We start from the raw sequence: 24,283 nt of genomic DNA, 5'->3' as shown, positions 1-24,283 counted from the left end.
GGCCGCACCTAGCGGGTCCGGGGTCTCGGTTTCAGGATATGCGAGGGTTGGCGCGTCAAAGACGTTCTGAACCGCGACGGTGACCACAACCCTACCGGAATCATTTGATCCACATACCTCTTTTGGTCTAAGCGCGCGGTATGGATCATTTTCTCTACCGCGACGGCGCGCTTTTCGCCGAGGATGTGCCAATCTCCGAAATCGCAGCCGCGGTCGGAACCCCGTTCTATGTCTATTCGACGGCGACGCTGCAGCGGCATTTCAAGCTGTTCGATGACGCGCTTGAGGGCACTGATCACCTTATCTGCTATGCGATGAAAGCGGCCAGCAATCAGGCCATCCTGAAGACGCTGGCGCAAGCTGGCGCGGGGATGGATGTGGTTTCGGGCGGGGAATATCTGCGCGCCAAAGCCGCAGGCGTACCCGGAGACAAGATCGTCTTCTCTGGCGTCGGCAAAACGGCGGATGAGATTCGCACCGCTCTGACTGGTGGCATTCGTCAGTTCAACGTCGAATCTGAACCCGAAATGCAGGTGATTAACGCGGTCGCAAAAGAATTGGGCAAGGTTGCGCCGATCACCGTCCGGGTGAACCCGGACGTGGATGCAAAGACCCACGCCAAGATCGCCACCGGCAAGTCCGAGAACAAGTTCGGCATCCCAATCTCGCGTGCGTCCGAGGTTTATGCGCTGGCCGCCAGCCTGCCGGGATTGGAGGTGATTGGGATCGACGTTCATATCGGCTCACAACTGACCGAGTTGGAGCCGTTTGAGCTGGCTTATAACAAGGTTGCTGAGCTGACCGAGCGTCTACGCGCTGAGGGACATAACATCCGCCGCCTCGATCTAGGCGGTGGTTTGGGTATTCCTTATGCCCGTTCCAACGACGCGCCTCCGCTGCCGGTTGAATATGGTGCGATGGTCAAGAAAACACTGGGCCATCTGGGCTGCGAGATCGAGATTGAGCCCGGTCGGCTGATCGCTGGCAATGCGGGTCTGATGGTGTCCAAGGTCATCTATGTTAAATCCGGCGAAGACCGCGATTTCCTGATCCTCGATGGCGCAATGAACGACCTGATCCGCCCCGCGATGTATGAGGCGTATCATGATATAGTGGCGGTCGAAGAACCTGCCGCAGGGGTCGAACAGCGCCCGTATGATATCGTTGGTCCGGTCTGTGAATCCGGGGATACCTTTGCAAAACAACGCAACATGCCGGCTTTGAAATCGGGCGATCTTATCGCATTCCGCAGTGCAGGTGCCTACGGTGCAGTCATGTCTAGCGAATACAATACGCGGCCCCTGATCCCTGAGGTTCTGGTGAACGGGGATCAATTTGCCGTAATTCGTGAACGCCCAAGCTTTGACGAAATCATAAACCGCGATACCATACCTGAGTGGCTTTGACGCGATAGGCGCGTCGGGCCGATCAGGAGGCCCGCCTTGCGCGACAACCAGACCTTGCCAATTCCAAGACTGTCCCTGTGGCTGACGCACGGGGGTATGCTGGCTGAGCAGGTGATGCGCGCCTTCTGGCCGTTCTTTTCTATTCTTATGGCGCTGCTGGCCGCCCTGATGCTGGGTCTGCACGATCTTGTGCGCATTGAAGCCGTTTGGATTTCTGCAGCGGTCGGATTGATTGCTTTAATTGCGACAGCGGTTTTGGGAATCAGACGGTTCCACCTGCCAACTCGGGCCGAGGCGCTGGTTCGGCTGGATGAAACCCTGCCCGGACGCCCGATACAAGCACTGATGGACGATCAGGCAATCGGTACGATGGATGCGGATTCGGTGGCACTGTGGCATGCGCACCAGACGCGCATGGCAGATCGTGCATCAAAGGCCGATCCGGTGAAACCCGACTTGCGGCTGGCGTCTCGCGATCCCTATGCGCTTCGCTATGCTGCCTTATTGGCACTCGTCGTTGCGGCTCTGTTCGGCTCGTTCTGGCGGATAGGCTCGGTCGCTGACATGACGCCGGGGACCGCTCAGGCGGGGCAGGGCCCGACTTGGGAGGGTTGGGTTGAACCGCCGCGCTACACCGGGCTGCCAACGCTCTATCTGGCCGATCAGACCGATCCAACATTGACAGTGCCCAAAGGCAGCCGCATCACGCTTCGATTTTATGGCGAAGTCGGCGCACATAGTCTGACGGAAACTTCGACGCCTCTGGGCACACAAGCCGCGACGGACCCGGAACAAGAATTTGTTGCGGAACGCTCGGGCCAGATGCGGATTGATGGCCCGGCAGGGCGCGATTGGGCGCTTGAGATCCTTCCAGACACTGCGCCCAGGATCGCGACGGCAGGAGTGGCGCAATCAGAGGCTGGCGGACAGATGAAGCTGCCCTTCGCTGCTGCGGATGACTATGGAATCGTCTCCGGCACAGCCCGGATTGAATTGGACCTGCCAGCGGTCAACCGTCAATTCGGTCTTGCGACCGAGCCTGAACCGCGCGAGATCATTACGGTCGAGTTGCCAATGCCGATTACAGGCGATCGGACCGATTTCACCGAAGACTTGATCGAGGATTTCTCGCAGCACCCTTGGGCACATTTGCCGGTAAAAATAACCCTCATGGCTATCGACGCGTCAGATCAAGAGACGGTGGCAGAACCTTATCTGACAGAACTGCCAGCCCGTAGGTTCTTTGACCCATTGGCTGCTGCGGTGACCGAACAGCGGCGCGATCTGCTCTGGTCGCGCGAAAATGCGCTGCGTGTATCGCAATTGCTGCGTGCGGTTTCGCACCTACCCGAGGACCTGTTCCGCTCAGATACAGCGTATCTACGTCTGCGTGTGATCCTGCGGCGGCTGGAGACCTTCGACAAATACAGCGCACTGAACGTCAAACAGCAGGAAGAAATTGCGCAAGCACTGTGGGATCTGGCGGTTCTGATCGAGGATGGCACGCTGGCCGACGCACTGGAACGGATGCGCCGTGCGCAGGAGCGTCTGACCGAAGCGATGCAGAACGGTGCCAGCGACGAAGAGATTGCCGAACTGATGCAGGAGCTGCGCGAAGCGACACAGGATTACATGCGGCAACTCCAGCGTCTGGCGCAGGAAAACGGTGAGACGCAGCAAGGACAGCAGGGCCAGAACGGCGAAACCCTGCAGATGACGCAGGATGACCTGCAGCGAATGATGGACCGCATTCAGGAGCTCATGGAACAAGGCCGCATGGCCGAGGCGCAGCAGGCATTGGAAGAGTTCCAGCAAATGATGGAAAACATGCGCGTCACACAAGGGCAGGGCCAAGGTGGCCAGTCCGAAGGACAGCAGGCCATGGAAGGGCTGGCAGAAACCCTGCGCGAACAACAGGGCCTCAGCGATCAGGCATTCCGCGACCTGCAGGAACAGTTCAACCCCGGTGCGCAAGCGGGCGAAAGTCAGGGAAATGAGGGCCGCAATGGTGGTCTGGGACGCGGCCAGAGCCATGAAGGCCAGGGCGGTCAGGGCCAGGGTCAGGATGAGGCTGGTGAAGGCCAGCAAGGTCAGGGGTCACTGGCGGATCGGCAGCAGGCGCTGCGGGATGAGTTGAATCGGCAGCAACAGGGTCTGCCCGGCGGTGGTACACCCGAAGGCGACGCTGCGCGCGAAGCATTGGGCCGTGCGGGCCGGGCCATGGACGACGCCGAAGACGCCTTGCGCAGCGATGATCTGGCCGAGGCGATTGACCGTCAATCCGAGGCGATGGAAGCCCTGCGCGAAGGCATGCGTTCACTGGGCGAAGCCCTGGCGCAGAACCAGCAGAACCAGCCGGGTCAAGGGACCGAGGCCGGCGACATGCAGGCCAATAACCGCGATCCATTGGGTCGTACGCCAGGTTCCGCGGGATCAATCTCGACCGACGACAACTTGCTGCAAGGCGAAGATGTATATCGCCGTGCGCGCGAGTTGCTGGATGAAATCCGCCGTAGGACCGGTGAACAGGATCGGCCTCAGATCGAGTTGGAATACCTCAAGCGATTGCTCGAAAGGTTCTAGTTCTGCCCTGCGCCCCCGGTCTGTGTCTCAAGCCAAAGGCGCGCTTGATCGACCAGTGAGACATATGATTTCAGCATCGGATCAGCCTGAGGAACCGCCTCGCTGATCTGATTGGCGTTTCCATATATCAGAAACAGAATGACGCCGATGATAATGATCAAGGCAAAGCCACGCAGAAACCCACCGGATTTGCGGGCCGGAGCAACGGCTTCAGCTTCGTCCGATGTCAAGTCGCTGCGCAGACCCGAGTTGATCGCCTCAACATCCGGCAGCTCATCTTTCTGACCTGCGTCAGCGGCGGTTTCAGTGGCCGAGGGCCGTTTCGGTTTGACTTTGGGCTCTTCAGGCGGATCCAATGCCAGATCAGGTTGGCTTTCCAGATTGCTGCCTTCACGCTCGCGCAGTTCTGCCTCGCGTGCAGCCTCTTCCTTGAGGATGCTGGATACCGCCGGGTCTACGTTTCCAACACTCAATTCCTCGGGCGCATCGGGTTCTGGTGTGTCTTCTGCCTTAACCTTTTCTGGCTCGGCCTTGGCCGTATCGGGTTCTGGCGCATCCTCTGACTTAACATCTTCCGGTTCGGCAAAGGCTGCCTGGATTGCAGTTGCAGATTTCGCTTCCGGCTCTGCTTTGCTGGCGACTGGATACTTTTCCTGAAACCAGGTCTCTTCGCAAGCCGAGCATTGAACTTCGCGCCCGTCCTCGGGGATCACTTCGTCCGGGACTTCGTACTGGGCGCTGCAATTCGGACACGTTAAACGCATTCTGCCTCCTGGCCTTCAAGGCTGGCCTGATAATAGTTTTTTCAGGGATGATATTCCGTTAAGACCCAACAGCAAAGCGTGTTTTCGGTTTCGCGGGCCAAGTGTCGCCAATTGGCCCCGCCCAAGGCATTGAATCCACCGCTGCGCTCGGGCAAGAGGTGAGCAGAATAAAGGGGGCAGGCGTGATCGAGCTGGAGAATATCAGCTATACCTACGGCGGTGGTGAGTTGCTAAGCGATGTTTCGCTGCAATTACAGCCCGGATCGTTCCACTTTCTGACCGGGCCTTCGGGTGCGGGCAAGACCACATTGCTGAAACTCTGTTATGGCGCGTTGTTGCCAACCTCGGGCAGGTTGATGGCCTTTGGTGAGGATATCGCCCGCATGGACCGCGATCAGATGGCGCTGCTGCGCCGCCGAATTGGCGTGGTGCATCAGGATTGCCGATTTTTGGATCACATGACGCTGGCCGAGAATGTCGCGTTGCCGCTGATGGTCTCGGGGCGCTCTGAAAATGGGCAGCAGGACGATCTGACCGAACTGCTTGGCTGGGTCGGGCTTGGCAGCAGGCTTGAGGCGCACCCGCCTGAACTATCGGGGGGCGAACGCCAGCGTGCCGCATTGGCCCGCGCAGTCATCCTATCGCCCGATGTGGTGCTTGCGGATGAACCCACCGGCAATGTGGACTGGGAGATGTCGCAACGACTTCTGCGCCTGTTGGTCGAATTGAACAGGATGGGAAAAACCGTGCTGATCGCCACCCATGACCTAAGCCTGATCCGCGCCGCCAAAAGCCAGGTTCAGGCTCGCGTTCTGCGCATCGCGCAGCGCCGGGTGCAGCTTGCGGGGGCGGATCTATGAGCAAGGGCACGATCCGCAATTTGCTGCGCCGTGACAGCCGCGCCGACCGGGTGGTGCCACCCACGGGCTTTACCGCGCAATTGACCCTGTTCGTGTCTGGTGCAATGGCCTTTCTGGCGGTTTTTGCGCTGGCTCTTTCTTTAGCCTCGGGCCGTGTGGCGGATCGTTGGGCTTCAGAGTTGGCGGGGGCAGCGACCTTGCGGATCAATGCCCCTGCAGATCAACGTGCGGCGCAAACCGAGGCTGCTTTGAATGTCCTCCAGCAAACGCCGGGTGTGGCTTCGGCTCGCGCGTTGACGAGCGAAGAGCAGGCCACACTGCTGTCACCCTGGTTCGGACCGGACTTGCCTCTGGACACTTTACCAATCCCGCAGCTGATCGAGATTATCGAAGGTGAGCCGGGTCTTGATGCGGCTGGCCTGCGGCTGCGGCTAGGGGCTGAGGTGCCGGGCGCAGTGCTGGATGATCACACTCGCTGGCGCGAACCATTGGTTGATGCGGCCAATTCACTGCGGCGTCTAGGCTGGATTTCGATCCTGCTGATCGGTGGCGCCACTGCCGCCATGATCACGCTTGCCGCCAACGCCTCGCTTGCCGCCAACGCGCAGATAATCGAGGTTCTGCGTCAGGTCGGCGCGCGGGACCGGTTCATCGCCGGAGCGTTCGTGCGCCGCTTTACGTTCCGGGCGCTGTTTGGAGCAGCAGTTGGCACTTTGCTGGGTATGACGGGTGTATTGTTGCTCCCTGAAGCCTCGGATGCGGGTGGTTTTCTCACTGGCCTTGGGTTTCAGGGTATCGGTTGGATCCTGCCCGTGCTGATCCCGGTATTGGGCGCGGCCGTTGCGTTTCTGGCCACATGGTCAGCCGCGCAGCGCAAGTTGAAGGAGCTTTCGTGATGTTCATGGCTATTCAATGGGTCCGGTCGCTGATCTTTATGATCACCATCTATGCCTGGATGCTGGTGCTGGGGCTTGTCTTTGCCCCCTATGCGCTGTTCGCCAAGCGTGGTGCATTGCGAGCATGCAAAACCTATGCGCGCACAACCAAGTGGTTGGCCCGCTGGATGGTCGGTATTCGCTGCGAAGTGCGCGGGGAAGTCCCACATGGCGAGGTTGTGATCGGCGCCAAGCACCAGTCGTTTCTGGACATCATTATAATCTTCGACGCCATCCCACACGGCAAATTCATCATGAAGCGAGAGCTTCTGTGGACGCCGGTCATTGGCATGTATGCGCGCCGTCTGGGATGTATCCCGGTCAATCGCGGAAAACGAGGGGCGGCGGTTGCCAAAATGGTCAAGGATGTTGCGCGCGAGTTCAGCGAACCCGGTCAGTTGGTGATCTACCCGCAAGGTACGCGCGTCGCGCCTGGGGTGCACAAACCCTACAAGGTTGGAACGGCGGTTCTGTATGAAGGGCTTGGGTTCCCGTGCGTGCCAGTTGCCACCAATGCGGGCGTCTTCTGGCCCAGAACCGGTGTCATGCGCAAGCCAGGCACCGCGATTGTCGATTTCCTTAATCCGATCGAACCCGGCGTTGCGCGGAATGCCTTTCTTGAGCAGCTGGAAAACGTGATTGAGACACGCTCGAACGAATTGATGAGAGAAGTGGGGTTTGACCCGGATGGAATTCGTTAAGGATATCACTGCCCTTGAGGCTCTGTATGGCACACCCGGCGCAGCCTCCATACGCAAAGTGGCGCGGCGGCTAACACCGCTCTACCGCAAATGGATTATGGCCTCACGCTTGTGTATCCTCAGCACCGTCGGCTCCGAAGGTGTCGATGGCAGCCCGCGTGGAGATGAAGGGCCAGTTGTGTTGGAACTGGACCAAGGCACCCTGGCACTGCCGGATTGGCGGGGAAACAACCGCTTGGATTCCCTGCGAAATATCGTACTCGATCCACGCGTCTCATTGTTGTTCATGGTGCCCGGTTCGAACAATGTGGTTCGGGTAAATGGGAACGCTCAACTGACTGATGATGAAGCCCTGCGCGCCCGGTTCGAAAAACACGGAAAACGCCCCGCAACCGTCATCGTAATCGAGATATCCGAGATTTACACACAATGCGCGCGCGCCCTGATCCGGGCCAGAACCTGGAGTGGCCACGATGAAAGCGAGGGCCTGCCGACGGCCGGCGAGATATTGTCGGAAATGACGTCAGGAGAGGAAGGCGGCGCGCAATACGATCAGGAATGGGGTGCCCGCGCCGCTAAAACCATGTGGTAGGCAAGGATGGCTCTGATTCAGCCGATCACATCACCGATCAGCATCTGCGGTTTGACATTGGTGAAGTTTGGCAGATCGGCCAGGACAGGGCCTGCCTTTGACATAGCGTCGTTCATGGCGTCCTGATCTTCAAATATGATCGTTGCGATCGCGTAGTGACCCGCCGCCTCATCCGGGCCTCCCGCAATGCCTTTGGTTACGACCGTACGTTCGATATGTGACCCCATGTGCTCGCCGACAAGCGGAAGATGTGTGCCGACATAATAGTCGAAATCGAAATGTGTTTCTGTACCTATGGGATAGATCACCTGTAAACTGACGCTCATCTGACTTCCTTTCCAAAAGCAATGGAGTCAGTAAACCGCGTCTGATCACCTGCCGCAAATGGTTTTGAGCGACACGGGGTGCCGCCCAAGGAGACTAGGTAGAGGACCTGCTCAGGTCGGGTCAGCTGTGAATTGGCCCGTCACCACAGGCGAGCGCCGCCTCGCGCACTGCTTCGGAATAGGTCGGGTGAGCGTGACAGGTCAGGGCCAGATCTTCGGCTGATGCGCCGAATTCCATGGCGACGCAAACCTCGTGGATCAGGTCTCCGGCCGCGGGGCCGATGATATGCGCGCCCAGAATGCGATCGGTTTCTTTGTCTGCCAGAATCTTGACGAACCCGTCGGCTGCGAAATTCGCCTTGGCCCTGCCATTACCCATGAACATGAACTTGCCAACCTTGTAAGCGCGGCCCTGTTCTTTGAGTGTCGCTTCGGTCTCACCGACATTGGCCACCTCGGGCCATGTGTAGATGACCCCCGGAATGACACCATAGTTCACATGACCATGCTTGCCTGCAACCTGCTCGGCGGCGGCCATGCCTTCATCCTCAGCCTTGTGGGCCAGCATCGGGCCTTCGGTCACATCGCCGATGGCGTAAATGCCCGGTACGTTGGTCTGCCAATCGCTACCGACCTTGATCTGGCCCCGCGGGGTCATCTCGACACCCAGAGCGTCCAACCCAAGCCCGTCCGAATAGGGCTTGCGCCCGGTGGCCACCAGCACGGTATCGGCATCGATGACATGCTCGCTGTCATCCTTGAGCAGCTTGTAGGTCACCTTGGCTTTGGTCTTGGTCGCTTCGGTCTTTTGCACCGCAGCGCCCATGACAAATTTCAGGCCCTGTTTCTTCAGGATGCGCTGGAAGGTCTTCTGAACCTCAGGGTCCATGCCCGGCGTGATTTCCTTGAGGAATTCGATCACCGTCACCTCTGCGCCCAAACGGCTGTAGACCGAGCCCAATTCAAGCCCGATCACACCGGCACCTATCACAATCATTTTCTTGGGAACTTTGCCCAGAGACAACGCGCCAGTCGAAGTCACTACGACCTTTTCGTCAACCTCGACGCCGGGCAGCGCTGACGGCTCAGAACCCGACGCGATAATGATGTTCTTGGTCTCATGGACCTCATCACCAACCTTGACCTTGCCCGCAGCAGGGATTGAGCCCCAGCCTTTCAGCCAATCGATCTTGTTCTTCTTGAACAGAAACTCGATGCCCTTGGTGTTGCCATCGATGACCTCGTCCTTGTAGGCCTGCATCTGCTTCCAATCGACCGAAGGTGACTTCCCCTTCAAACCCATCTTTGCAAAGTTGTGTTCGGCTTCGTGCAACTGATGGCTGGCATGCAACAATGCTTTCGAGGGGATGCAGCCCACGTTCAGGCAAGTCCCACCCAGCGTCTCGCGCCCCTCGACAACTGCGGTTTTAAGGCCCAGTTGGGCGCAACGGATGGCGCAGACATAGCCGCCGGGTCCGGCGCCGATTACGATGACGTCATAATTTGCCATTACATTCTCCTAAATCGACCGGGTGATCCGGCAGCGTCCCGATCCGGTGTGGTGGGTCGGGTACCTATATTTCAAACGGGTTCCAGCAGCTTGATCGAGATATGGGCTATCCCGCCCCGCTCGTGATGCATCGCCAACTCTTCCGACCCAAAAAACGCCTTTGCCTTATCCAGATTCATAACTTCGAACATCGCTATCGCATGATCCCGCTGATCTGGATCGCGCCAGACATGCAGGTCGCGGATACCCGCGGCCTTGCGCATCGGTTGATCCTCGCGGAACACTTTCAGCCAGGCATCGAAATCGGCCACATCGGCTTGCCACAGTACATGAGTCGCCATCTTAAAGATCCATCAGCAGACGGCGCGGGTCTTCCAGCGCCTCTTTTACGCGGACAAGGAATGTCACAGCACCCTTGCCGTCCACAATACGGTGATCATAGGACAGCGCCAGATACATCATCGGGCGGATTTTGATCTCACCATTGATGACCATGGGACGATCCTGGATCTTGTGCATGCCCAGAATGCCCGATTGCGGCGGGTTCAGGATCGGTGAAGACATCAGCGAGCCGTAGACGCCTCCGTTCGAGATCGTGAAAGTGCCGCCCTGCATTTCCGCCATCGAGAGTTTACCATCACGGGCGCGCTTGCCCTTTTCGGCGATGGCTTTCTCGATCGCTGCGAAAGACATCGAGTCCGCATCCCGGATGACTGGAACCACCAGCCCTTGCGGCGTACCTGCGGCCACACCCATATGCACGAAGTTCTTGTAGACGATGTCATTGCCGTCGATCTCGGCATTCACTTCGGGCACTTCTTTCAGCGCATGACAGCAGGCCTTGGTGAAAAAGGACATAAAGCCCAGACGTACGCCATGCTTCTTCTCGAACTGGTCCTTGTACTGGTTGCGCAGGGCCATCACCTCGGTCATGTCCACCTCGTTATAGGTGGTCAGGATCGCGGCGGTGTTCTGCGCGTCCTTCAGGCGCTTGGCGATGGTCTGGCGCAGACGGGTCATGCGCACGCGCTCTTCGCGGCTCGCATCCTCGGCAGCCACAGGCGCGCGCGGAGTTTGGGCAGCGGGGGCGGGCACAGCCGCCGCAGGCGCTGGGGCCGTAGCTGCTGCAACTGCCTTTGCCACGTCTTCTTTCATGATACGACCATCGCGTCCGGTGCCAGTGACCTGATCCGCAGACAGACCAGCTTCGGCCATCGCTTTCTCAGCCGATGGAGCGTTGGACACGTCTTTACCTGTGCTGGCTGCAGCCGGAGCGGCGACGGCCGCCACCGGAGCCGCTGCTGCACCTGCGGCTGCGCCCGAGATCACCGCCAATTTGGCAGAAGCATCGACCGTGCTGCCTTCAGGCGCAACGATTTCAGCCAGAACGCCTGCCGCCGGGGCAGGGACCTCGACCGAGACCTTGTCGGTTTCCAATTCGCACAGCATTTCATCCTGTGCAACGCTGTCGCCGACCTGTTTGAACCATGTCGAGACTGTAGCCTCGGTGACGGATTCACCCAATGTCGGCACCATCACATCTACACTGCCGCCTGATGCTGCGGGTGCCGCTGCCGCCGGGGCCGGGGCCGGGGCCGCCGCTGCCGGAGCAGGCGCAGCCCCTTCGCCCGCCGCTATCGTGGCAAGCAGGGCATCGACGCCCACGGTCTCACCTTCGGCTGCAACGATCTCACCCATCACGCCAGCAGCGGGTGAGGGCACCTCGACCGTGACCTTGTCGGTCTCAAGTTCACATAGCATCTCATCTACGGCGACTGCATCGCCGGGTTTTTTGAACCATGTCGCAACGGTGGCTTCGGTGACAGACTCGCCCAGCGTGGGAACACGAACTTCAATCGTCATCGTTTACTTTCCTTCAATGCTCAGCGCTTCGTTCACCAGCGCTTCTTGTTGGGCTTTGTGTTGGCTGGCCAGACCCGTCGCGGGCGAGGCCGAAGTTGCGCGACCGGCATAGACCGGACGGGTGTGTTTTGCGCCAATGCGGGTCAGAACCCATTCGATATTGGGCTCAATAAAGGTCCAGGCCCCCTGGTTCTTGGGTTCTTCCTGACACCAGACCATCTCGGCCCCCTTGAAGCGCTCAAGCTCGTTGATTAGCGAATGCGCAGGGAAAGGATAGTATTGCTCGATCCGCATTAAGTAGATGTCGTCGATGCCGCGCGCATCGCGTTCCTCAAGCAGATCAAAATAGACCTTGCCCGAGCACATGACGACCCGCTTGATCTTGTCATCTGCCACCAGTTTAGTGTCCGAGTTGCCCTGTTGAGCATCATCCCACAGCACCCTATGGAAGCTCGAGCCTGTAGTGAATTCCTCGGCCTTGCTGACAGCCAGCTTATGGCGCAGCAGCGACTTCGGCGTCACCAGGATAAGCGGCTTGCGGAAGGTCCGGTGCAATTGACGGCGCAGGATGTGGAAATAGTTCGCAGGCGTTGTGCAGTTCGCCACGATCCAGTTGTCCTGACCGCACATTTGCAGAAACCGCTCAAGCCGTGCGGATGAGTGCTCTGGGCCTTGCCCTTCGAACCCATGCGGCAGCAGCGTGACCAGACCAGACATCCGCAGCCACTTCGATTCACCCGAACTGATGAACTGATCGAACATTATCTGTGCCCCATTGGCGAAATCGCCAAACTGTGCCTCCCAGAGAACAAGCGCGTTGGGCTCGGCCAGTGAATAGCCATACTCGAACCCAAGCACCGCGTATTCGGACAGCATCGAGTCAATCACGTCATAATGTGATTGGCCCTTGCGGATATTGTTCAGCGGGTAATACCGTTCCTCGGTTTCCTGATGGACAAATCCGGAATGGCGTTGGCTGAATGTGCCACGCGTCGCGTCCTGTCCGGCCAAACGTACAGGGTAGCCTTCGGTCAGCAGAGAGCCAAACGCCAGAGCCTCGCCCGTTGCCCAGTCAAAGCCGGTTCCGTTTTCGAACATCTGTTTCTTGTGGTCCTGCAACCGGCCCACGGTTTTGTGCATCGCAAAACCTTCGGGGGCGCTGGTCAGAGCGGTGCCGATCTCGGCCAGCGTCTCTGGTGTAATTGCGGTTTCACCGCGCATGTATTCGTCTTTGTGCTTGTCCAGATGCGACCAGCGCCCATCCAGCCAGTCGGCTTTGTTTGGCTTGTAGTCTTTCCCGGCATCAAACTCCTCATTCAGATGTGCCTGAAAGGCCGCCTTCATGTCTTCAATCTCGCCTTCGGGGATAAGCCCGTCCCTGACAAGGCGCTCGGTATACAGCGACAACGTGGTCTTATGCGTCTTGATCTTCTTGTACATGATCGGGTTGGTAAACATGGGCTCATCGCCCTCGTTGTGACCAAACCGTCGATAGCAGAAGATATCCAGCACCACGTCCTTGTGAAACTTCTGACGGAACTCGGTCGCCACCTTAGCGGCATGCACCACCGCCTCGGGGTCGTCGCCGTTCACATGGAAGATGGGAGCTTCAACCATCAGCGCGATATCCGTGGGATAAGGGCTGGAGCGGCTGAAGTGCGGCGCGGTGGTGAAACCGATCTGGTTGTTCACCACGATATGCATGGTGCCGCCGGTCTTGTGCCCTTTCAGACCCGACAGGCCGAAGCCTTCGGCCACAACACCCTGTCCGGCAAAGGCTGCGTCGCCGTGCAGCAGAATGCCCATCACTTTGGTGCGGTCTTCGTCGTTCAACTGGTCCTGCTTGGCACGTACCTTACCCAGAACCACTGGGTTCACCGCCTCAAGGTGGCTTGGGTTTGCGGTCAGCGAAAGGTGAACGCTATTGCCATCGAACTCTCGGTCGCTTGACGCGCCGAGGTGATATTTCACATCGCCTGATCCATCCACGTCTTCGGGCTTGAAGCTGCCGCCCTGAAACTCGTTGAAGATCGCGCGATAGGGCTTGCCCATCACATTGGCCAGAATGTTCAGACGACCCCGGTGTGGCATGCCGATGACGATATCGCTGAGGCCCAAGGCGCCGCCGCGCTTGATGATCTGTTCCATCGCGGGGATCAGTGCCTCGCCACCGTCCAGACCAAACCGCTTGGTGCCCATGTATTTCACATGCAGGAATTTCTCGAACCCCTCGGCCTCGACCATCTTGTTCAGGATCGCCTTGCGGCCTTCCTTGGTGAAGGCGATTTCCTTACCGAACCCCTCGATGCGTTCCTTCAGCCACGCGGCCTCTTCCGGGTTCGAGATATGCATGTATTGCAGCGCGAAGGTGCCGCAATAGGTCCTCTTCACGATCTCGACGATTTGGCGCATGCTGGCCATCTGCAGGCCCAGCACGTTGTCAATAAAGATCGGTCGATCCATGTCAGCATCGGTGAACCCGTAAGTCTTCGGGTCCAGCTCGGGATGCGTACTGGCGGCGCGCATGCCCAGCGGGTCCAGATCAGCTGCCAGATGGCCCCGGATACGATAGGCCCTGATCAGCATCAGCGCCCGCAGGCTGTCCAGCACCGCGCGCTTGATCTGGTCATCGCTGACCTCGACCCCCTTGGCTTCGGCCTTGCCCTTGATCTTCTTGCCTGCCGCCTTGGCGTCGATCTCGGCCCACTCGCCAGTCAACGCACCGGTCAGATCATCCGCAGGCATCGGAGGCCAATCGCTGCGTGCCCACGAAGGCCCCTCGGCCTCGCGCTGCACATCCGGCGCGTCATCGCCCATGGCCTTGAAGAACTCGACCCAGGCTGCGTCGACCGCACCGGGGTTCTTGGTGTACTGGGCATAAAGCTGCTCCAGATATTCGGCATTATGCCCCTGCATGAAGCTTGAGGCATGAAAGGCGGTGTTGGGCGAGTGTTCGGTCATTGGGCTACCTCATATGGGTTGGGACCGTATTGGTTGGTGCCTGGTTCGCTGGGGCGGGTCAGCCACCACAGAACCAGGAGGGGCGACACAAACAGGACAAGAAGTGTCGGAATGACAATAAGAAGAGTTGCGCGGGTGAACAGGATATCCAACGTGCCGCCATGGAACTGGCTGGCAAGGCCGATGCCAAAGATCAGGACGGCAAGCGCACCAAGTATCAGCAGGATCGGCAGCAGAGCATAAAGCCCGCTGCGCCCGGTATCATGCATCCGCCGCCATGCAACGGCCAGATGCGGGAAGAAGACAATCAGGCTGACGATGCTTTGGACCGGGCCTGTTGAGGTGGCCGTGACGGATTTGGATGTTTCGGTTTCAGTCACTGCGACCTGAGTGAAGAACTGCCAGTCGATGATCCCGGCAATGATGCTCCAGATCACGATGAACAGGAAAAAAAACCAGTATTCGGGCCGCGAGGCACGGCCCGAAAAGGTGAAAAACTTGGAGAAACAGGTTTTAATGGCTTCGCCGAAAGTCATGTTTACCGCTCCTCCCAAAGCAGTCAAATTCTGGTCAACCGATGGCTTCCAGCACAGCCTCACCCAGCTGCGCCGGGCTTTCGGCCACGACGATACCAGCCGCGCGCATGGCTTCGATCTTGTCCTCGGCGCCGCCTTTGCCGCCGGCGACGATGGCGCCCGCGTGGCCCATACGGCGGCCAGGAGGGGCCGTGCGGCCCGCGATGAACCCTGCCGTGGGCTTCTTGCGGCCTTTCTTGGCCTCATCCGCAAGGAACTGCGCAGCTTCTTCCTCGGCCGAGCCACCGATTTCACCGATCATGATGATCGACTCGGTTTCGTCATCAGCCAGGAACCATTCCAGCACGTCGATATGCTCGGTCCCTTTGATCGGGTCGCCGCCGATGCCCACGCAGGTGGACTGGCCCAGACCTACATCGGTGGTCTGCTTGACGGCCTCATAAGTCAGGGTGCCCGAACGCGACACAACGCCGACCGAGCCGCGCTTGTGGATGTGGCCGGGCATGATGCCGATCTTGCAGGCGTCGGGCGTGATGACACCGGGGCAGTTCGGGCCGATCAGGCGCGAGTTCGATCCTTCCAGCGCACGCTTCACCTTCATCATGTCCAGAACCGGGATACCTTCGGTGATGCAAACGATCACTTCCATCTCGGCATCAATCGCTTCGAGGATCGAGTCAGCCGCAAACGGCGGCGGCACGTAGATCACGCTGGCATTGGCTTCGGTCACATGCTTGGCCTCGTGGACCGAGTTGAACACTGGTAGACCCAAGTGCTCCATCCCGCCTTTGCCTGGTGTCACGCCGCCGACCATCTTGGTGCCATAGGCGATTGCCTGTTCGCTGTGGAATGTGCCCTGCGAGCCGGTAAAGCCCTGACAGATCACTTTGGTATTTTCGTCGATGAGGACTGCCATCTGGCGTTCTCCTTTATACGGCAGGCTTCTGCCCGCCAAAATCTTGGGAAAGGCGGGCTGAAGCCCACCCTACGGGATGACACTCAGCCTTTGACGGCCTTCACGATTTTCTCGGCACCGTCTTTCAGGTTGTCCGCTGCGATCACATCGAGGCCCGAGGTGTTGATGATCTCTTTGCCTTTCTCGACATTCGTGCCTTCCAGACGCACGACCAGCGGGACCTGCAGGCCCACCTCTTTCACCGCGGCAACGACGCCCTCGGCAATCACATCACAGCGCATGATGCCGCCGAAGATGTTGACCAGAATGCCTTTGACGTTCGGATCCGAGGTGATGATCTTGAACGCCTCGGTCACTTTCTCTTTGGTCGCGCCACCGCCAACATCCAGGAAGTTGGCAGGCTCGGCACCGTAAAGCTTGATGATGTCCATCGTCGCCATCGCCAGACCAGCACCGTTGACCATGCAGCCGATCTCACCGTCCAGCGCGATGTAGTTCAGGTCGTATTTGGACGCTTCCAGTTCCTTGGGGTCTTCCTCGGTCGTGTCGCGCAACTCGGCAATATCCGGGTGGCGGTATACCGCGTTACCATCAAAGCCGACTTTTGCGTCCAGTACTTTCAGGTCGCCCTTGTCCGAGACGATCAGCGGGTTGATCTCCAGCATCTCCATGTCCTTCTCGACGAAGGCATTGTAGAGCTGGTTCATTAGCTTGACGCATTGTTTGACCTGCGCGCCTTCCAGTCCCAACGAGAACGCGATGCGGCGGCCGTGATAGGGCTGATAACCAGTGGCGGGATCAACCGAGAAGGACAGGATTTTCTCAGGCGTCGCAGCGGCCACCTCTTCGATGTCCATGCCGCCTTCGGTCGAGCATACGAATGAGATACGGCTGGTCTGGCGGTCCACCAGCAGGGCCAGGTAAAGTTCACGTTCGATGCCCGAACCGGCTTCGATGTAGATGCGGTTCACCTGCTTGCCTGCGGGGCCGGTCTGATGGGTGACCAGCGTGCGGCCCAGCATCTTTTTGGCTTCTTCGGCGGCTTCTTCCACCGATTTGGTCAGACGGACACCGCCTTTTTCACCGGCGTCGGCCTCTTTGAAGGAACCCTTGCCGCGACCACCCGCGTGGATTTGCGCCTTGACGACCCAAAGCGGCCCGTCCAATTCACCGGCTGCGGTTTTGGCTTCCTCGGCGCGCAGAACTGCGCGACCATCGGAGACCGGAGCGCCATAGCTGCGAAGAAGCGCTTTGGCTTGATATTCGTGAATGTTCATCGAAATTGTCCCGTCTGACTACGATTACACCGTTATAGGGGTGTCTAAGCGCCAAAATTAAAGAGTTTTTTGACGGGTCACGGGAAATTGTCGAAGATTTTCAGTATTTGTGATCACAGGTTTTTGGGGTGTGATCACAAAAATTGCGGGGCGTGGAAATTGATTCGATGATCCGGGATCATGCCCACAAAACACATTCATAGATGAGTTTTGCGACGTTTGCGCGAACATCTTCTAGCCAGCTTGGCACCGTGTAAAAGAAAACCGGCCCGTGAAGAGGGCCGGTTCATTGGTTTTAGGGTTCGTGACTTAGGCCAGCGAGCTGTCGATGCCCTTGCATGCTTCGATCAGGCCCTTAACGGCATTGACCGAATTGTCGAAACCGGCCTGTTCTTCTTCGTTCAGCTTGATGTCGACGACGCGCTCGATACCACCTGCACCGATTACGGTAGGCACGCCGACATACATGCCGTCGACACCCAGTTCGCCGTTGCAATAGGCTGCACAAGGCAGAACGCGTTTCTGGTCTTTCAGGTAGGCTTCGGCCATTTCGATCGCCGAAGTCGCCGGTGCATAGAAAGCCGAGCCGGTCTTCAGCAGGCCAACGATTTCTGCGCCGCCGTCACGGGTGCGCTGAACGATGGCGTCCAGTTTTTCCTGCGTGGTCCAGCCCATCTCAACCAGATCGGGCAGCGGGATACCGGCAACGGTCGAGTAGCGTACCGAAGGCACCATCGTGTCGCCATGGCCGCCCAGAACAAAAGCGGTGACGTCGCGCATGGACACATTGAACTCTTCCGACAAGAAGTGTGCGAAACGGCCCGAGTCCAGAACGCCCGCCATGCCGCAGACTTTGTTGTGCGGCAGGCCCGAGAATTCACGCAGCGCCCAAACCATCGCGTCCAGCGGGTTGGTGATGCAGATGACGAACGCATCCGGAGCGTTTGCGGCGATGCCTTCACCGACCGATTTCATGACCTTCAGGTTGATGCCCAGCAGGTCGTCGCGGCTCATGCCCGGCTTGCGCGGCACGCCAGCGGTGACGATGCAGACGTCGGCACCGGCGATATCCTCATAAGACTGGGTGCCTTTCAGCTTGGCGTCGAAGCCTTCCGAGGGGCCGGATTCGGCGATGTCCAGCGCCTTTCCTTCCGGGGTGCCTTCGGCGATGTCGAACAGCACGACGTCACCAAGTTCTTTCATTGCAGCGAGGTGGGCGAGCGTGCCGCCGATCTGACCTGCGCCGATCAGCGCGATCTTGGGTCTGGCCATTTGGAATATCTCCGGTCGGTTTTGAAATCGCGGTTGTGCTAGTCGCAAAAGCGGCGTCACGCAAGCCTTCTGCGGCGCGGCATGCCACCGCATACCGTTTGCACCCACCCCGCCGATTGCGCTAAACCGCCTGTGAATCATGCATATTTCCGGGGTGCCTGATGTTCGAGATGAACCTGATGTTTTTTGCAGTGGCGATCCCGGCGGTGATCTTCGCGGGCATCTCGAAAGGTGGGTTCGGCTCGGGAGTGGCGTTTGCATCTTCGTCGATTCTGGCTCTGATACTGACGCCAGGACAGGCGCTAGCGCTAATGCTGCCGATCCTGATGGTGATCGATCTGGCGACGTTAAAGCCGTATTGGAAACGCTGGAGCTGGCCGGATTCGCGCCTTCTGATGTTGGGCGCAGTACCCGGTATCGCGCTGGGCGCGTGGCTTTATCGTGCGACGGATGACGATCTGCTACGTCTGTTGATTGGCGGAATATCGGTCGGTTTTGTGATCTGGCACGTTGCCCAGACCAGAGGCTGGGTGCGGGGCTTTGCCAACCGGTTGCCTCCATCGGCGGGCCTGTTTGCCGGGCTGATCGCCGGATTCACCAGCTTTGTCAGCCATGCGGGCGGCCCACCCGCCGCCGTGTACCTGCTGTCACAACGCCTGACGAAAACCGAATTTCAAGCCTCGACCGTGCTGGTCTTCTGGGTGATCAACGCCGTCAAATTCGTGCCCTTCGCCTATCTGGGCCTCTTCACCTGGCACACAGCCTTGGCAGACCTCTTGCTGACTCCGTTTGCGATCCTCGGGGCCTGGCTGGGCGTCCGGGCGCATTTCATGCTCTCCGAACGATTGTTTTTCAACATTGCCTACGTCTTGCTGACCCTGACGGGAAGCAAACTTATTTGGGATGCGCTGGTTTAGGCGTTGGGCGGCAGCGTTTCGACCAGTGTTTCATAAGACTGGCCCGAGGCGATCAGGCAGCTCACACCTTCCGGCAAGGTCACAACAATGGTCCAGCTGCCGGTTTGGTCCGAGGCATACACCTCCATCACCGCTCCCCGACGCGCAATACCGATGCCTCGTCGGGTTTCGCCATAGGACTTTGCCAATCGCTTGATCACGTCCTCGCGTGGCGCACAATTCTGTGCGCTGACTTGTTGCGCTGCCAGTACCATGATGCCCAAGCCAATCGTCATTTTCAGCATAATCGTTTTCATTGGTCACCCCTTTCAAGCTCTTGCTCAAAGCAGCGTGCCGTAGGCAAAAGGACATTGCGTTAAGGCAACGCACGTTGCGCAGCGCAGGAAATGCTGCGCTGCGGCGATTTTGTTCTTGAACTTTCCGTCAAAAAATGCCCCATTCCGCGCAACATTATTTCAATGGGAGAGTCCCGTGGACCCGCGCCAACGCCCCTATCGCTCGGTACTATACATCCCCGGCTCGCGTGAACGCGCCCTTGATAAGGCCCGCACCTTGCCGGTGGACGCCATCATCTTTGATCTTGAAGACGCGGTTGCGGCTGATGAGAAAGAGAACGCGCGCGAGACCCTCAAGGCGGCTTTGGCCGCCGGAGGCTATGGCGCTCGGGTCAAGATCGTGCGGATCAACGGGCTTGATACCGAATGGGGGCGCGCGGATGCCGAAGCCGTGCGCGAGATGGATGCAGATGCCGTTCTGTTGCCAAAGGTGAGTTCTGCTGCGGATGTGGATGCGCTGACCTCAATCACCGGAGACCTGCCGATCTGGGCGATGATGGAGACGCCGCGCGGGATGCTGAACGCAGCCGAAATTGCCGCACATCCGCTGATGGCAGGCTTTGTCATGGGAACCAACGATCTTGCGAAAGAGCTGCAGACGCGCTTCCGCCCCGACCGTTTGCCGATGATGACCTCGCTTGGCCTGTGCCTGTTGGCGGCCAAGGCCGAGGGGCTGATCATCGTCGATGGCGTCTACAACGCCTTCAAGGACACCGACGGTCTGGCCGCCGAGTGTGCCCAGGGCCACGACATGGGCTTTGATGGCAAAACCCTGATCCACCCGGCCCAGGTCGACATCGCAAACTCCGCCTTTGCCCCTTCCGAGGATGAGATTGATCTGGCTCGCCGTCAGATTGCCGCCTTCGAGGAAACCGAGTCGCAGGGGCAGGGGGTCGCCGTTGTCGATGGCAAGATTGTTGAAAACCTACACGTTGTAACTGCCCGAGAAACTCTGGCAAAAGCAGAGGCGATAGTAGCTTTGCAAGCGGGGTAAGCCAGTATGGGCTTTGTTCTTCTGATCCTTGGTGTGGCACTTTGGTGGGCCGCACATCTTTTTAAGCGCGCGATGCCGGAACGACGTGCCGCCATGGGCGACGCGGGCAAGGGCGTCGTGGCGCTCGCCTTGGTGGCCTCGGTATTGTTGATGATCTTCGGTTATCGCATGACCGATTTCATATATGTCTGGGCGCCGCCAACCTTTCTGATTCACGTCAACAACCTGCTGGTGTTGATCGCGTTCTATCTGGCCAGCCCTGCGGGAACCAAAGGTCGCCTGTTGAACAAGGTCCGTCACCCCATGCTGGGTGGCTTTAAACTCTGGGCCTTTGCGCACCTGTTGGTGAACGGTGATCTGGCGTCGATCATCCTGTTTGGTGGCTTGCTGGCCTGGGCGATTGTCGAAGTGATCGTGATCAACAAATCCGAACCAGACTGGGCGCCGGGCGAACCCGGCACATACGGCAAAGATGCCATGTTCTTTGTGGGCTCCATCGTGCTGCTGGGCGTTGTGGGCTATATTCACGGGCTGGTTGGTCCGTCTCCGTTTGGTGGATAAGGGGCCTAATCAATGGCGAAACTTTATCGTTTGTTGACCGAGGAAGACACATCAGCCTTCTGCCACAAGGTCTCGGACGCGTTGGCAAAGGGATGGGAGCTTTATGGCGACCCGTCCTATGCCTTTGACGCCGCAAATAACGTGATGCGTTGCGCGCAGGCTGTGACCAAAGAGGTCGCCGCTGATTACACCCCCGACATGAAACTGGGACAGCAATAATGGCAAAAACCAATCCGGGTAACTTTTTCGAGGATTATTCAGTCGGGCAGATCCTGCATCACGCCGTGCCGCGCACGGTGACGGATGGCGAGCGCGCGCTTTATCACGCGCTCTATCCCGCGCGACACGCACTCTATTCCTCGGATGAGTTCGCCCGGAATTGTGGCCTGCCGCAAAGCCCGATTGATGATCTGGCGGCGTTCCATGTGGTATTCGGCAAAACGGTTCCCGATATCTCGCTGAATGCGGTGGCTAATCTGGGTTATGCCGAAGGGCGCTGGCTGCAACCGGTCTACCCCGGTGATACGCTGCGCGCTGAATCTGAGGTGATCGGCCTCAAGCAGAACTCGAACGGCAAAACAGGTGTCGTCTGGGTCCGCACCCGCGGGCTGAACCAGCGCGACGAAGTGGTGATCGAGTATGTTCGCTGGGTCATGGTGCGCAAATCAAACCTCGATGCGCCTGCACCAGAGACGGTGGTGCCCAATCTGAAAAAGGCGCTTGATGTCAGCGATCTGGCGGTACCGCAGGGGCTCGATTTCTCGAAATATAATTTTGTACAATCCGGCGAAAACCACCGCTGGGATGCGTACAACACGGAAGAAACGATCGATCACGTCGATGGCGTGACCGTCGAAGAGGCCGAGCACATGCTGGCCACCCGCCTGTGGCAGAACACCGCCAAAGTGCATTTCGACCTCACCTTCCGTCCAGAGGGGCGGCTGATCTATGGCGGCCACGTTATCTCAATGGCGCGTGCCTTGTCGTTTAATGGCCTGGCGAATGCGCAGATGATCGTTGGTCTGAACGGAGGTGCCCACGCCAACCCTTGTTTCTCGGGCGATACGATCAAAGCCTGGTCCGAGGTTTTGGACAAGGCCGAGACCGGAACTCCCGGAATCGGTGCCATCCGCTTGCGCCTTGTTGCGACCAAAGGCGGCGAGCCCTTCGTTCTGCGCAATGACGAGGGGAGATATCTTCCTAACGTTCTGCTAGATTTGGATTATTGGGCTCTTATGCCGATGTAGCCAATGCCTTCTGGCGGCTGACATTCAAGTGATCACGGTCCGCGAAATCCATGCTACGCTTGGCGCATGATGATGTTTCGTGCGCTCGCCGCCAGCCTGTATCTGGCATCTCAGGCCTATGCTTGTGATTTGGCTCTGGCCTTGGCCGTAGACGTTTCAGGCTCGGTTGATTCCGAGGAATATCGTATCCAAATGGACGGTCTTGCCGCAGGTCTGCGGGACCCTATCGTATCCGAGGCCTTGGTGCGCGGACAGGCTCGGCTGATGCTTGTGCAATGGACAGGCAGTTCTCGCCAAAGGATCACGATCCCCTGGACCCGGATCGATAGTTTTAACACCTTGGACAGTTTTGCTGATCAGGTCGCAGCTGACCCTCGTGTCTGGCGTAACTTCTCAACTGCGATAGGTGAGGCGCTCGATATGACGGTTGCCAGCTTTGACGACGTGCCCGAATGCGAAAGGCATCTTATTGATCTTTCGGGCGACGGAATTTCGAATGAAGGAATCGAGCCATCGACAATCCACGCCAAACTGCGGGATCGCGGCATCACCGTGAACGCGATCGCGATTGAAGAAAGTGAACCCGATCTGACAGCCTATTTCTTCGAGAACGTCATCGTTGGCGAGGGGGCCTTTGTCGTCTCTGCAGCAGGCTTCGCGGATTATCCCGAACGTATTCGCAAGAAGCTTTTACGCGAGGTGACACAGCAGACTGCAGGGCTGACGCCGCTCCAACAATAGATTCGTGATCACATTGCTTTTTCATTGAAAACGCTAACATTGGCGGTATCGAATGTAATTTGTGATCACGAGAATATTTTGTGTGATCACAAACACGGCTTATCAGCGATTTTGCGTTAAATTTACTGGATTTTGCACCTGCAGCGCGTGACAGAGTCGTAAAAAACAGTAAAACGTTCGGTAGCCAACCGAAAAGGAGCCAACATGGCCGATGTAAATCGAGGCAACCGCCCGCTTTCTCCACATTTGACGATCTATCGTCCACAGATGACTTCCATATCTTCGATTATGGTGCGCATCACGGGTCTTGCGTCTTTTGGTTTGGCTTTGTTGGTCGTCTGGTGGTTACTTGCTGCGGCCACATCGGAAAGCGCCTTTGAGCTGATCAATGGATTGATGACCAGTTTCCTGGGTGATCTGGTCATGTTTGGCGCGGCATGGGCCATTTTCTATCACATGTTGGGCCGTTTGCGGCACGTCATCTGGGATCTGGGATATTGCGTGGATGTTGAGGTGTCCGAGAAGATGGGCATTGGCATGTTCGTGCTGGCAACTGTTCTGGCTCTGATCACAGCCGTAGCGCTTTAAGGGGAGGTTCGCGATGCAGTTTCTCACAGACCGTAAACGCGCGCAGGGCATGGGGGCCGGACGTGCAGGTACACATCACCACTGGCAAATGATGCTCAGCTCGGCGGCATTGGTCATCCTTGTTCCGCTGTTTGTATTTACCTTCGGGCACGCTTTGGGTGGAACCTACGAAGAGGCTCTGGCCTATTACAGCCGCCCGTTCCCGGCGATTATCATGGGTCTGACACTGGTTGTTGTCGTCCCGCATTTGTTGCGCGAAGCCCAGGAAGCGATTGAGGACTACGTGCATGGCGTCGCGGAAAAGCTGGCGCTGATGGCAGCGCAGGCTTTTGCATACACACTGATTGCTGCGGGTCTCTTTGCGCTCGCGCGTCTGGCTCTCGGATATGCGCAGTAAG

Annotated in this window: 25 protein-coding genes; 14 read left to right on the top strand and 11 right to left on the bottom strand. The window is 58.3% G+C overall.

Annotated features, from left to right (window positions below; genetic code table 11):
* Positions 1-140: 140 nt before the first annotated feature.
* Positions 141-1,406: a diaminopimelate decarboxylase gene (gene lysA, locus ACR0NE_RS14305; protein WP_170597267.1), complete on the top strand. Its 1,266-nt coding sequence runs from the start codon at positions 141-143 to the stop codon at positions 1,404-1,406.
* A gap of 96 nt (positions 1,407-1,502) precedes the next feature.
* The gene (locus ACR0NE_RS14300; protein ID WP_480459863.1) at positions 1,503-3,989 is read left to right on the top strand and encodes a TIGR02302 family protein; all 2,487 of its coding nucleotides are present in this window, start codon (positions 1,503-1,505) and stop codon (positions 3,987-3,989) included.
* Here ACR0NE_RS14300 and ACR0NE_RS14295 read toward each other — a convergent pair.
* Entirely contained in the window at positions 3,986-4,753 is a 768-nt protein-coding gene (locus ACR0NE_RS14295) for a zinc-ribbon domain-containing protein (protein WP_170597269.1), read from the bottom strand. The two genes, ACR0NE_RS14300 and ACR0NE_RS14295, sit on opposite strands and share 4 nt — an antisense overlap.
* A 182-nt stretch (positions 4,754-4,935) precedes the next feature.
* On the opposite strand from ACR0NE_RS14295, the gene ACR0NE_RS14290 reads away from it, so the two are divergent.
* From ACR0NE_RS14290 to ACR0NE_RS14275, 4 genes are read left to right on the top strand one after another with little or no spacing between them, the layout of a single operon-like run.
* A complete protein-coding gene (locus tag ACR0NE_RS14290; RefSeq protein ID WP_170423929.1) occupies positions 4,936-5,613 on the top strand; it encodes a cell division ATP-binding protein FtsE in 678 nt (225 codons plus the stop codon).
* The gene (locus ACR0NE_RS14285) at positions 5,610-6,509 is read left to right on the top strand and encodes an FtsX-like permease family protein (RefSeq protein WP_170408348.1); all 900 of its coding nucleotides are present in this window, start codon (positions 5,610-5,612) and stop codon (positions 6,507-6,509) included. Before ACR0NE_RS14290 ends, ACR0NE_RS14285 begins: the two co-directional genes overlap by 4 nt.
* Positions 6,509-7,249, top strand: a complete 741-nt coding sequence (locus ACR0NE_RS14280) for a lysophospholipid acyltransferase family protein (RefSeq protein WP_170395772.1) — start codon at positions 6,509-6,511, stop codon at positions 7,247-7,249. Before ACR0NE_RS14285 ends, ACR0NE_RS14280 begins: the two co-directional genes overlap by 1 nt.
* Positions 7,236-7,841, top strand: a complete 606-nt coding sequence (locus ACR0NE_RS14275; protein WP_170513089.1) for a pyridoxamine 5'-phosphate oxidase family protein — start codon at positions 7,236-7,238, stop codon at positions 7,839-7,841. Before ACR0NE_RS14280 ends, ACR0NE_RS14275 begins: the two co-directional genes overlap by 14 nt.
* A gap of 17 nt (positions 7,842-7,858) precedes the next feature.
* Here the strand turns inward: ACR0NE_RS14275 and ACR0NE_RS14270 are convergent, their stop codons facing one another.
* The 9 genes from ACR0NE_RS14270 to mdh all read right to left on the bottom strand — a co-directional run bounded on the left by ACR0NE_RS14270 (position 7,859) and on the right by mdh (position 18,502).
* Complete coding sequence (locus ACR0NE_RS14270; protein WP_170597270.1) at positions 7,859-8,167, bottom strand: EthD family reductase; 309 nt, start codon at positions 8,165-8,167, stop codon at positions 7,859-7,861.
* A 121-nt stretch (positions 8,168-8,288) separates the two neighbouring features.
* A complete protein-coding gene (gene lpdA / locus ACR0NE_RS14265; protein WP_170465907.1) occupies positions 8,289-9,677 on the bottom strand; it encodes a dihydrolipoyl dehydrogenase in 1,389 nt (462 codons plus the stop codon).
* Between the two features lie 71 nt (positions 9,678-9,748).
* The gene (locus tag ACR0NE_RS14260; protein ID WP_170395780.1) at positions 9,749-10,018 is read right to left on the bottom strand and encodes a hypothetical protein; all 270 of its coding nucleotides are present in this window, start codon (positions 10,016-10,018) and stop codon (positions 9,749-9,751) included.
* Between the two features lies 1 nt (position 10,019).
* The gene (odhB, locus tag ACR0NE_RS14255) at positions 10,020-11,540 is read right to left on the bottom strand and encodes a 2-oxoglutarate dehydrogenase complex dihydrolipoyllysine-residue succinyltransferase (protein WP_170408343.1); all 1,521 of its coding nucleotides are present in this window, start codon (positions 11,538-11,540) and stop codon (positions 10,020-10,022) included.
* 3 nt (positions 11,541-11,543) lie between these two features.
* Positions 11,544-14,501, bottom strand: coding sequence for a 2-oxoglutarate dehydrogenase E1 component (locus ACR0NE_RS14250; RefSeq protein WP_170597271.1), 2,958 nt, complete (start codon positions 14,499-14,501; stop codon positions 11,544-11,546).
* On the bottom strand, positions 14,498-15,037 hold the full coding sequence (locus ACR0NE_RS14245; protein WP_170408341.1) for a DUF805 domain-containing protein: 540 nt from the start codon (positions 15,035-15,037) through the stop codon (positions 14,498-14,500). Before ACR0NE_RS14245 ends, ACR0NE_RS14250 begins: the two co-directional genes overlap by 4 nt.
* A 34-nt stretch (positions 15,038-15,071) precedes the next feature.
* On the bottom strand, positions 15,072-15,953 hold the full coding sequence (gene sucD / locus ACR0NE_RS14240) for a succinate--CoA ligase subunit alpha (protein ID WP_170597272.1): 882 nt from the start codon (positions 15,951-15,953) through the stop codon (positions 15,072-15,074).
* A gap of 83 nt (positions 15,954-16,036) precedes the next feature.
* The gene (gene sucC / locus ACR0NE_RS14235) at positions 16,037-17,230 is read right to left on the bottom strand and encodes an ADP-forming succinate--CoA ligase subunit beta (RefSeq protein ID WP_170395786.1); all 1,194 of its coding nucleotides are present in this window, start codon (positions 17,228-17,230) and stop codon (positions 16,037-16,039) included.
* A gap of 309 nt (positions 17,231-17,539) precedes the next feature.
* Positions 17,540-18,502: a malate dehydrogenase gene (mdh, locus tag ACR0NE_RS14230; protein WP_170353522.1), complete on the bottom strand. Its 963-nt coding sequence runs from the start codon at positions 18,500-18,502 to the stop codon at positions 17,540-17,542.
* A 161-nt stretch (positions 18,503-18,663) separates the two neighbouring features.
* Between mdh and ACR0NE_RS14225 the strand changes: the two genes are divergently transcribed.
* Positions 18,664-19,419, top strand: coding sequence for a sulfite exporter TauE/SafE family protein (locus ACR0NE_RS14225; protein WP_170395788.1), 756 nt, complete (start codon positions 18,664-18,666; stop codon positions 19,417-19,419).
* Here the strand turns inward: ACR0NE_RS14225 and ACR0NE_RS14220 are convergent.
* Positions 19,416-19,715: a hypothetical protein gene (locus tag ACR0NE_RS14220; protein WP_170597273.1), complete on the bottom strand. Its 300-nt coding sequence runs from the start codon at positions 19,713-19,715 to the stop codon at positions 19,416-19,418. The genes ACR0NE_RS14225 and ACR0NE_RS14220 overlap by 4 nt on opposite strands.
* Positions 19,716-19,890: 175 nt before the next feature.
* Between ACR0NE_RS14220 and ACR0NE_RS14215 the strand changes: the two genes are divergently transcribed.
* The 7 genes from ACR0NE_RS14215 (at position 19,891) to ACR0NE_RS14185 (ending at position 24,282) form a co-directional block, all read left to right on the top strand.
* Positions 19,891-20,748: an HpcH/HpaI aldolase/citrate lyase family protein gene (locus ACR0NE_RS14215; protein WP_170597274.1), complete on the top strand. Its 858-nt coding sequence runs from the start codon at positions 19,891-19,893 to the stop codon at positions 20,746-20,748.
* Between the two features lie 6 nt (positions 20,749-20,754).
* Positions 20,755-21,309 carry an NnrU family protein gene (locus ACR0NE_RS14210; RefSeq protein WP_170395794.1) on the top strand — a complete coding sequence of 185 codons (555 nt, stop codon included), beginning with the start codon at positions 20,755-20,757 and terminating at the stop codon, positions 21,307-21,309.
* A gap of 12 nt (positions 21,310-21,321) precedes the next feature.
* Complete coding sequence (locus ACR0NE_RS14205) at positions 21,322-21,528, top strand: DUF1737 domain-containing protein (RefSeq protein ID WP_170408336.1); 207 nt, start codon at positions 21,322-21,324, stop codon at positions 21,526-21,528.
* A complete protein-coding gene (locus ACR0NE_RS14200; RefSeq protein ID WP_170597275.1) occupies positions 21,528-22,556 on the top strand; it encodes a MaoC family dehydratase in 1,029 nt (342 codons plus the stop codon). The genes ACR0NE_RS14205 and ACR0NE_RS14200 overlap by 1 nt, the downstream gene beginning before the upstream one ends.
* A gap of 66 nt (positions 22,557-22,622) precedes the next feature.
* Complete coding sequence (locus ACR0NE_RS14195; protein ID WP_480459854.1) at positions 22,623-23,297, top strand: DUF1194 domain-containing protein; 675 nt, start codon at positions 22,623-22,625, stop codon at positions 23,295-23,297.
* Positions 23,298-23,501: 204 nt separating this feature from the next.
* Complete coding sequence (sdhC, locus tag ACR0NE_RS14190) at positions 23,502-23,885, top strand: succinate dehydrogenase, cytochrome b556 subunit (RefSeq protein ID WP_170597276.1); 384 nt, start codon at positions 23,502-23,504, stop codon at positions 23,883-23,885.
* Between the two features lie 13 nt (positions 23,886-23,898).
* Positions 23,899-24,282, top strand: a complete 384-nt coding sequence (locus ACR0NE_RS14185) for a succinate dehydrogenase, hydrophobic membrane anchor protein (protein WP_170395800.1) — start codon at positions 23,899-23,901, stop codon at positions 24,280-24,282.
* Position 24,283 lies beyond the last annotated feature (1 nt).

This window comes from Ruegeria sp. C9 (assembly GCF_056537585.1).
This window is presented reverse-complemented; position numbering and strand designations above follow the sequence as displayed.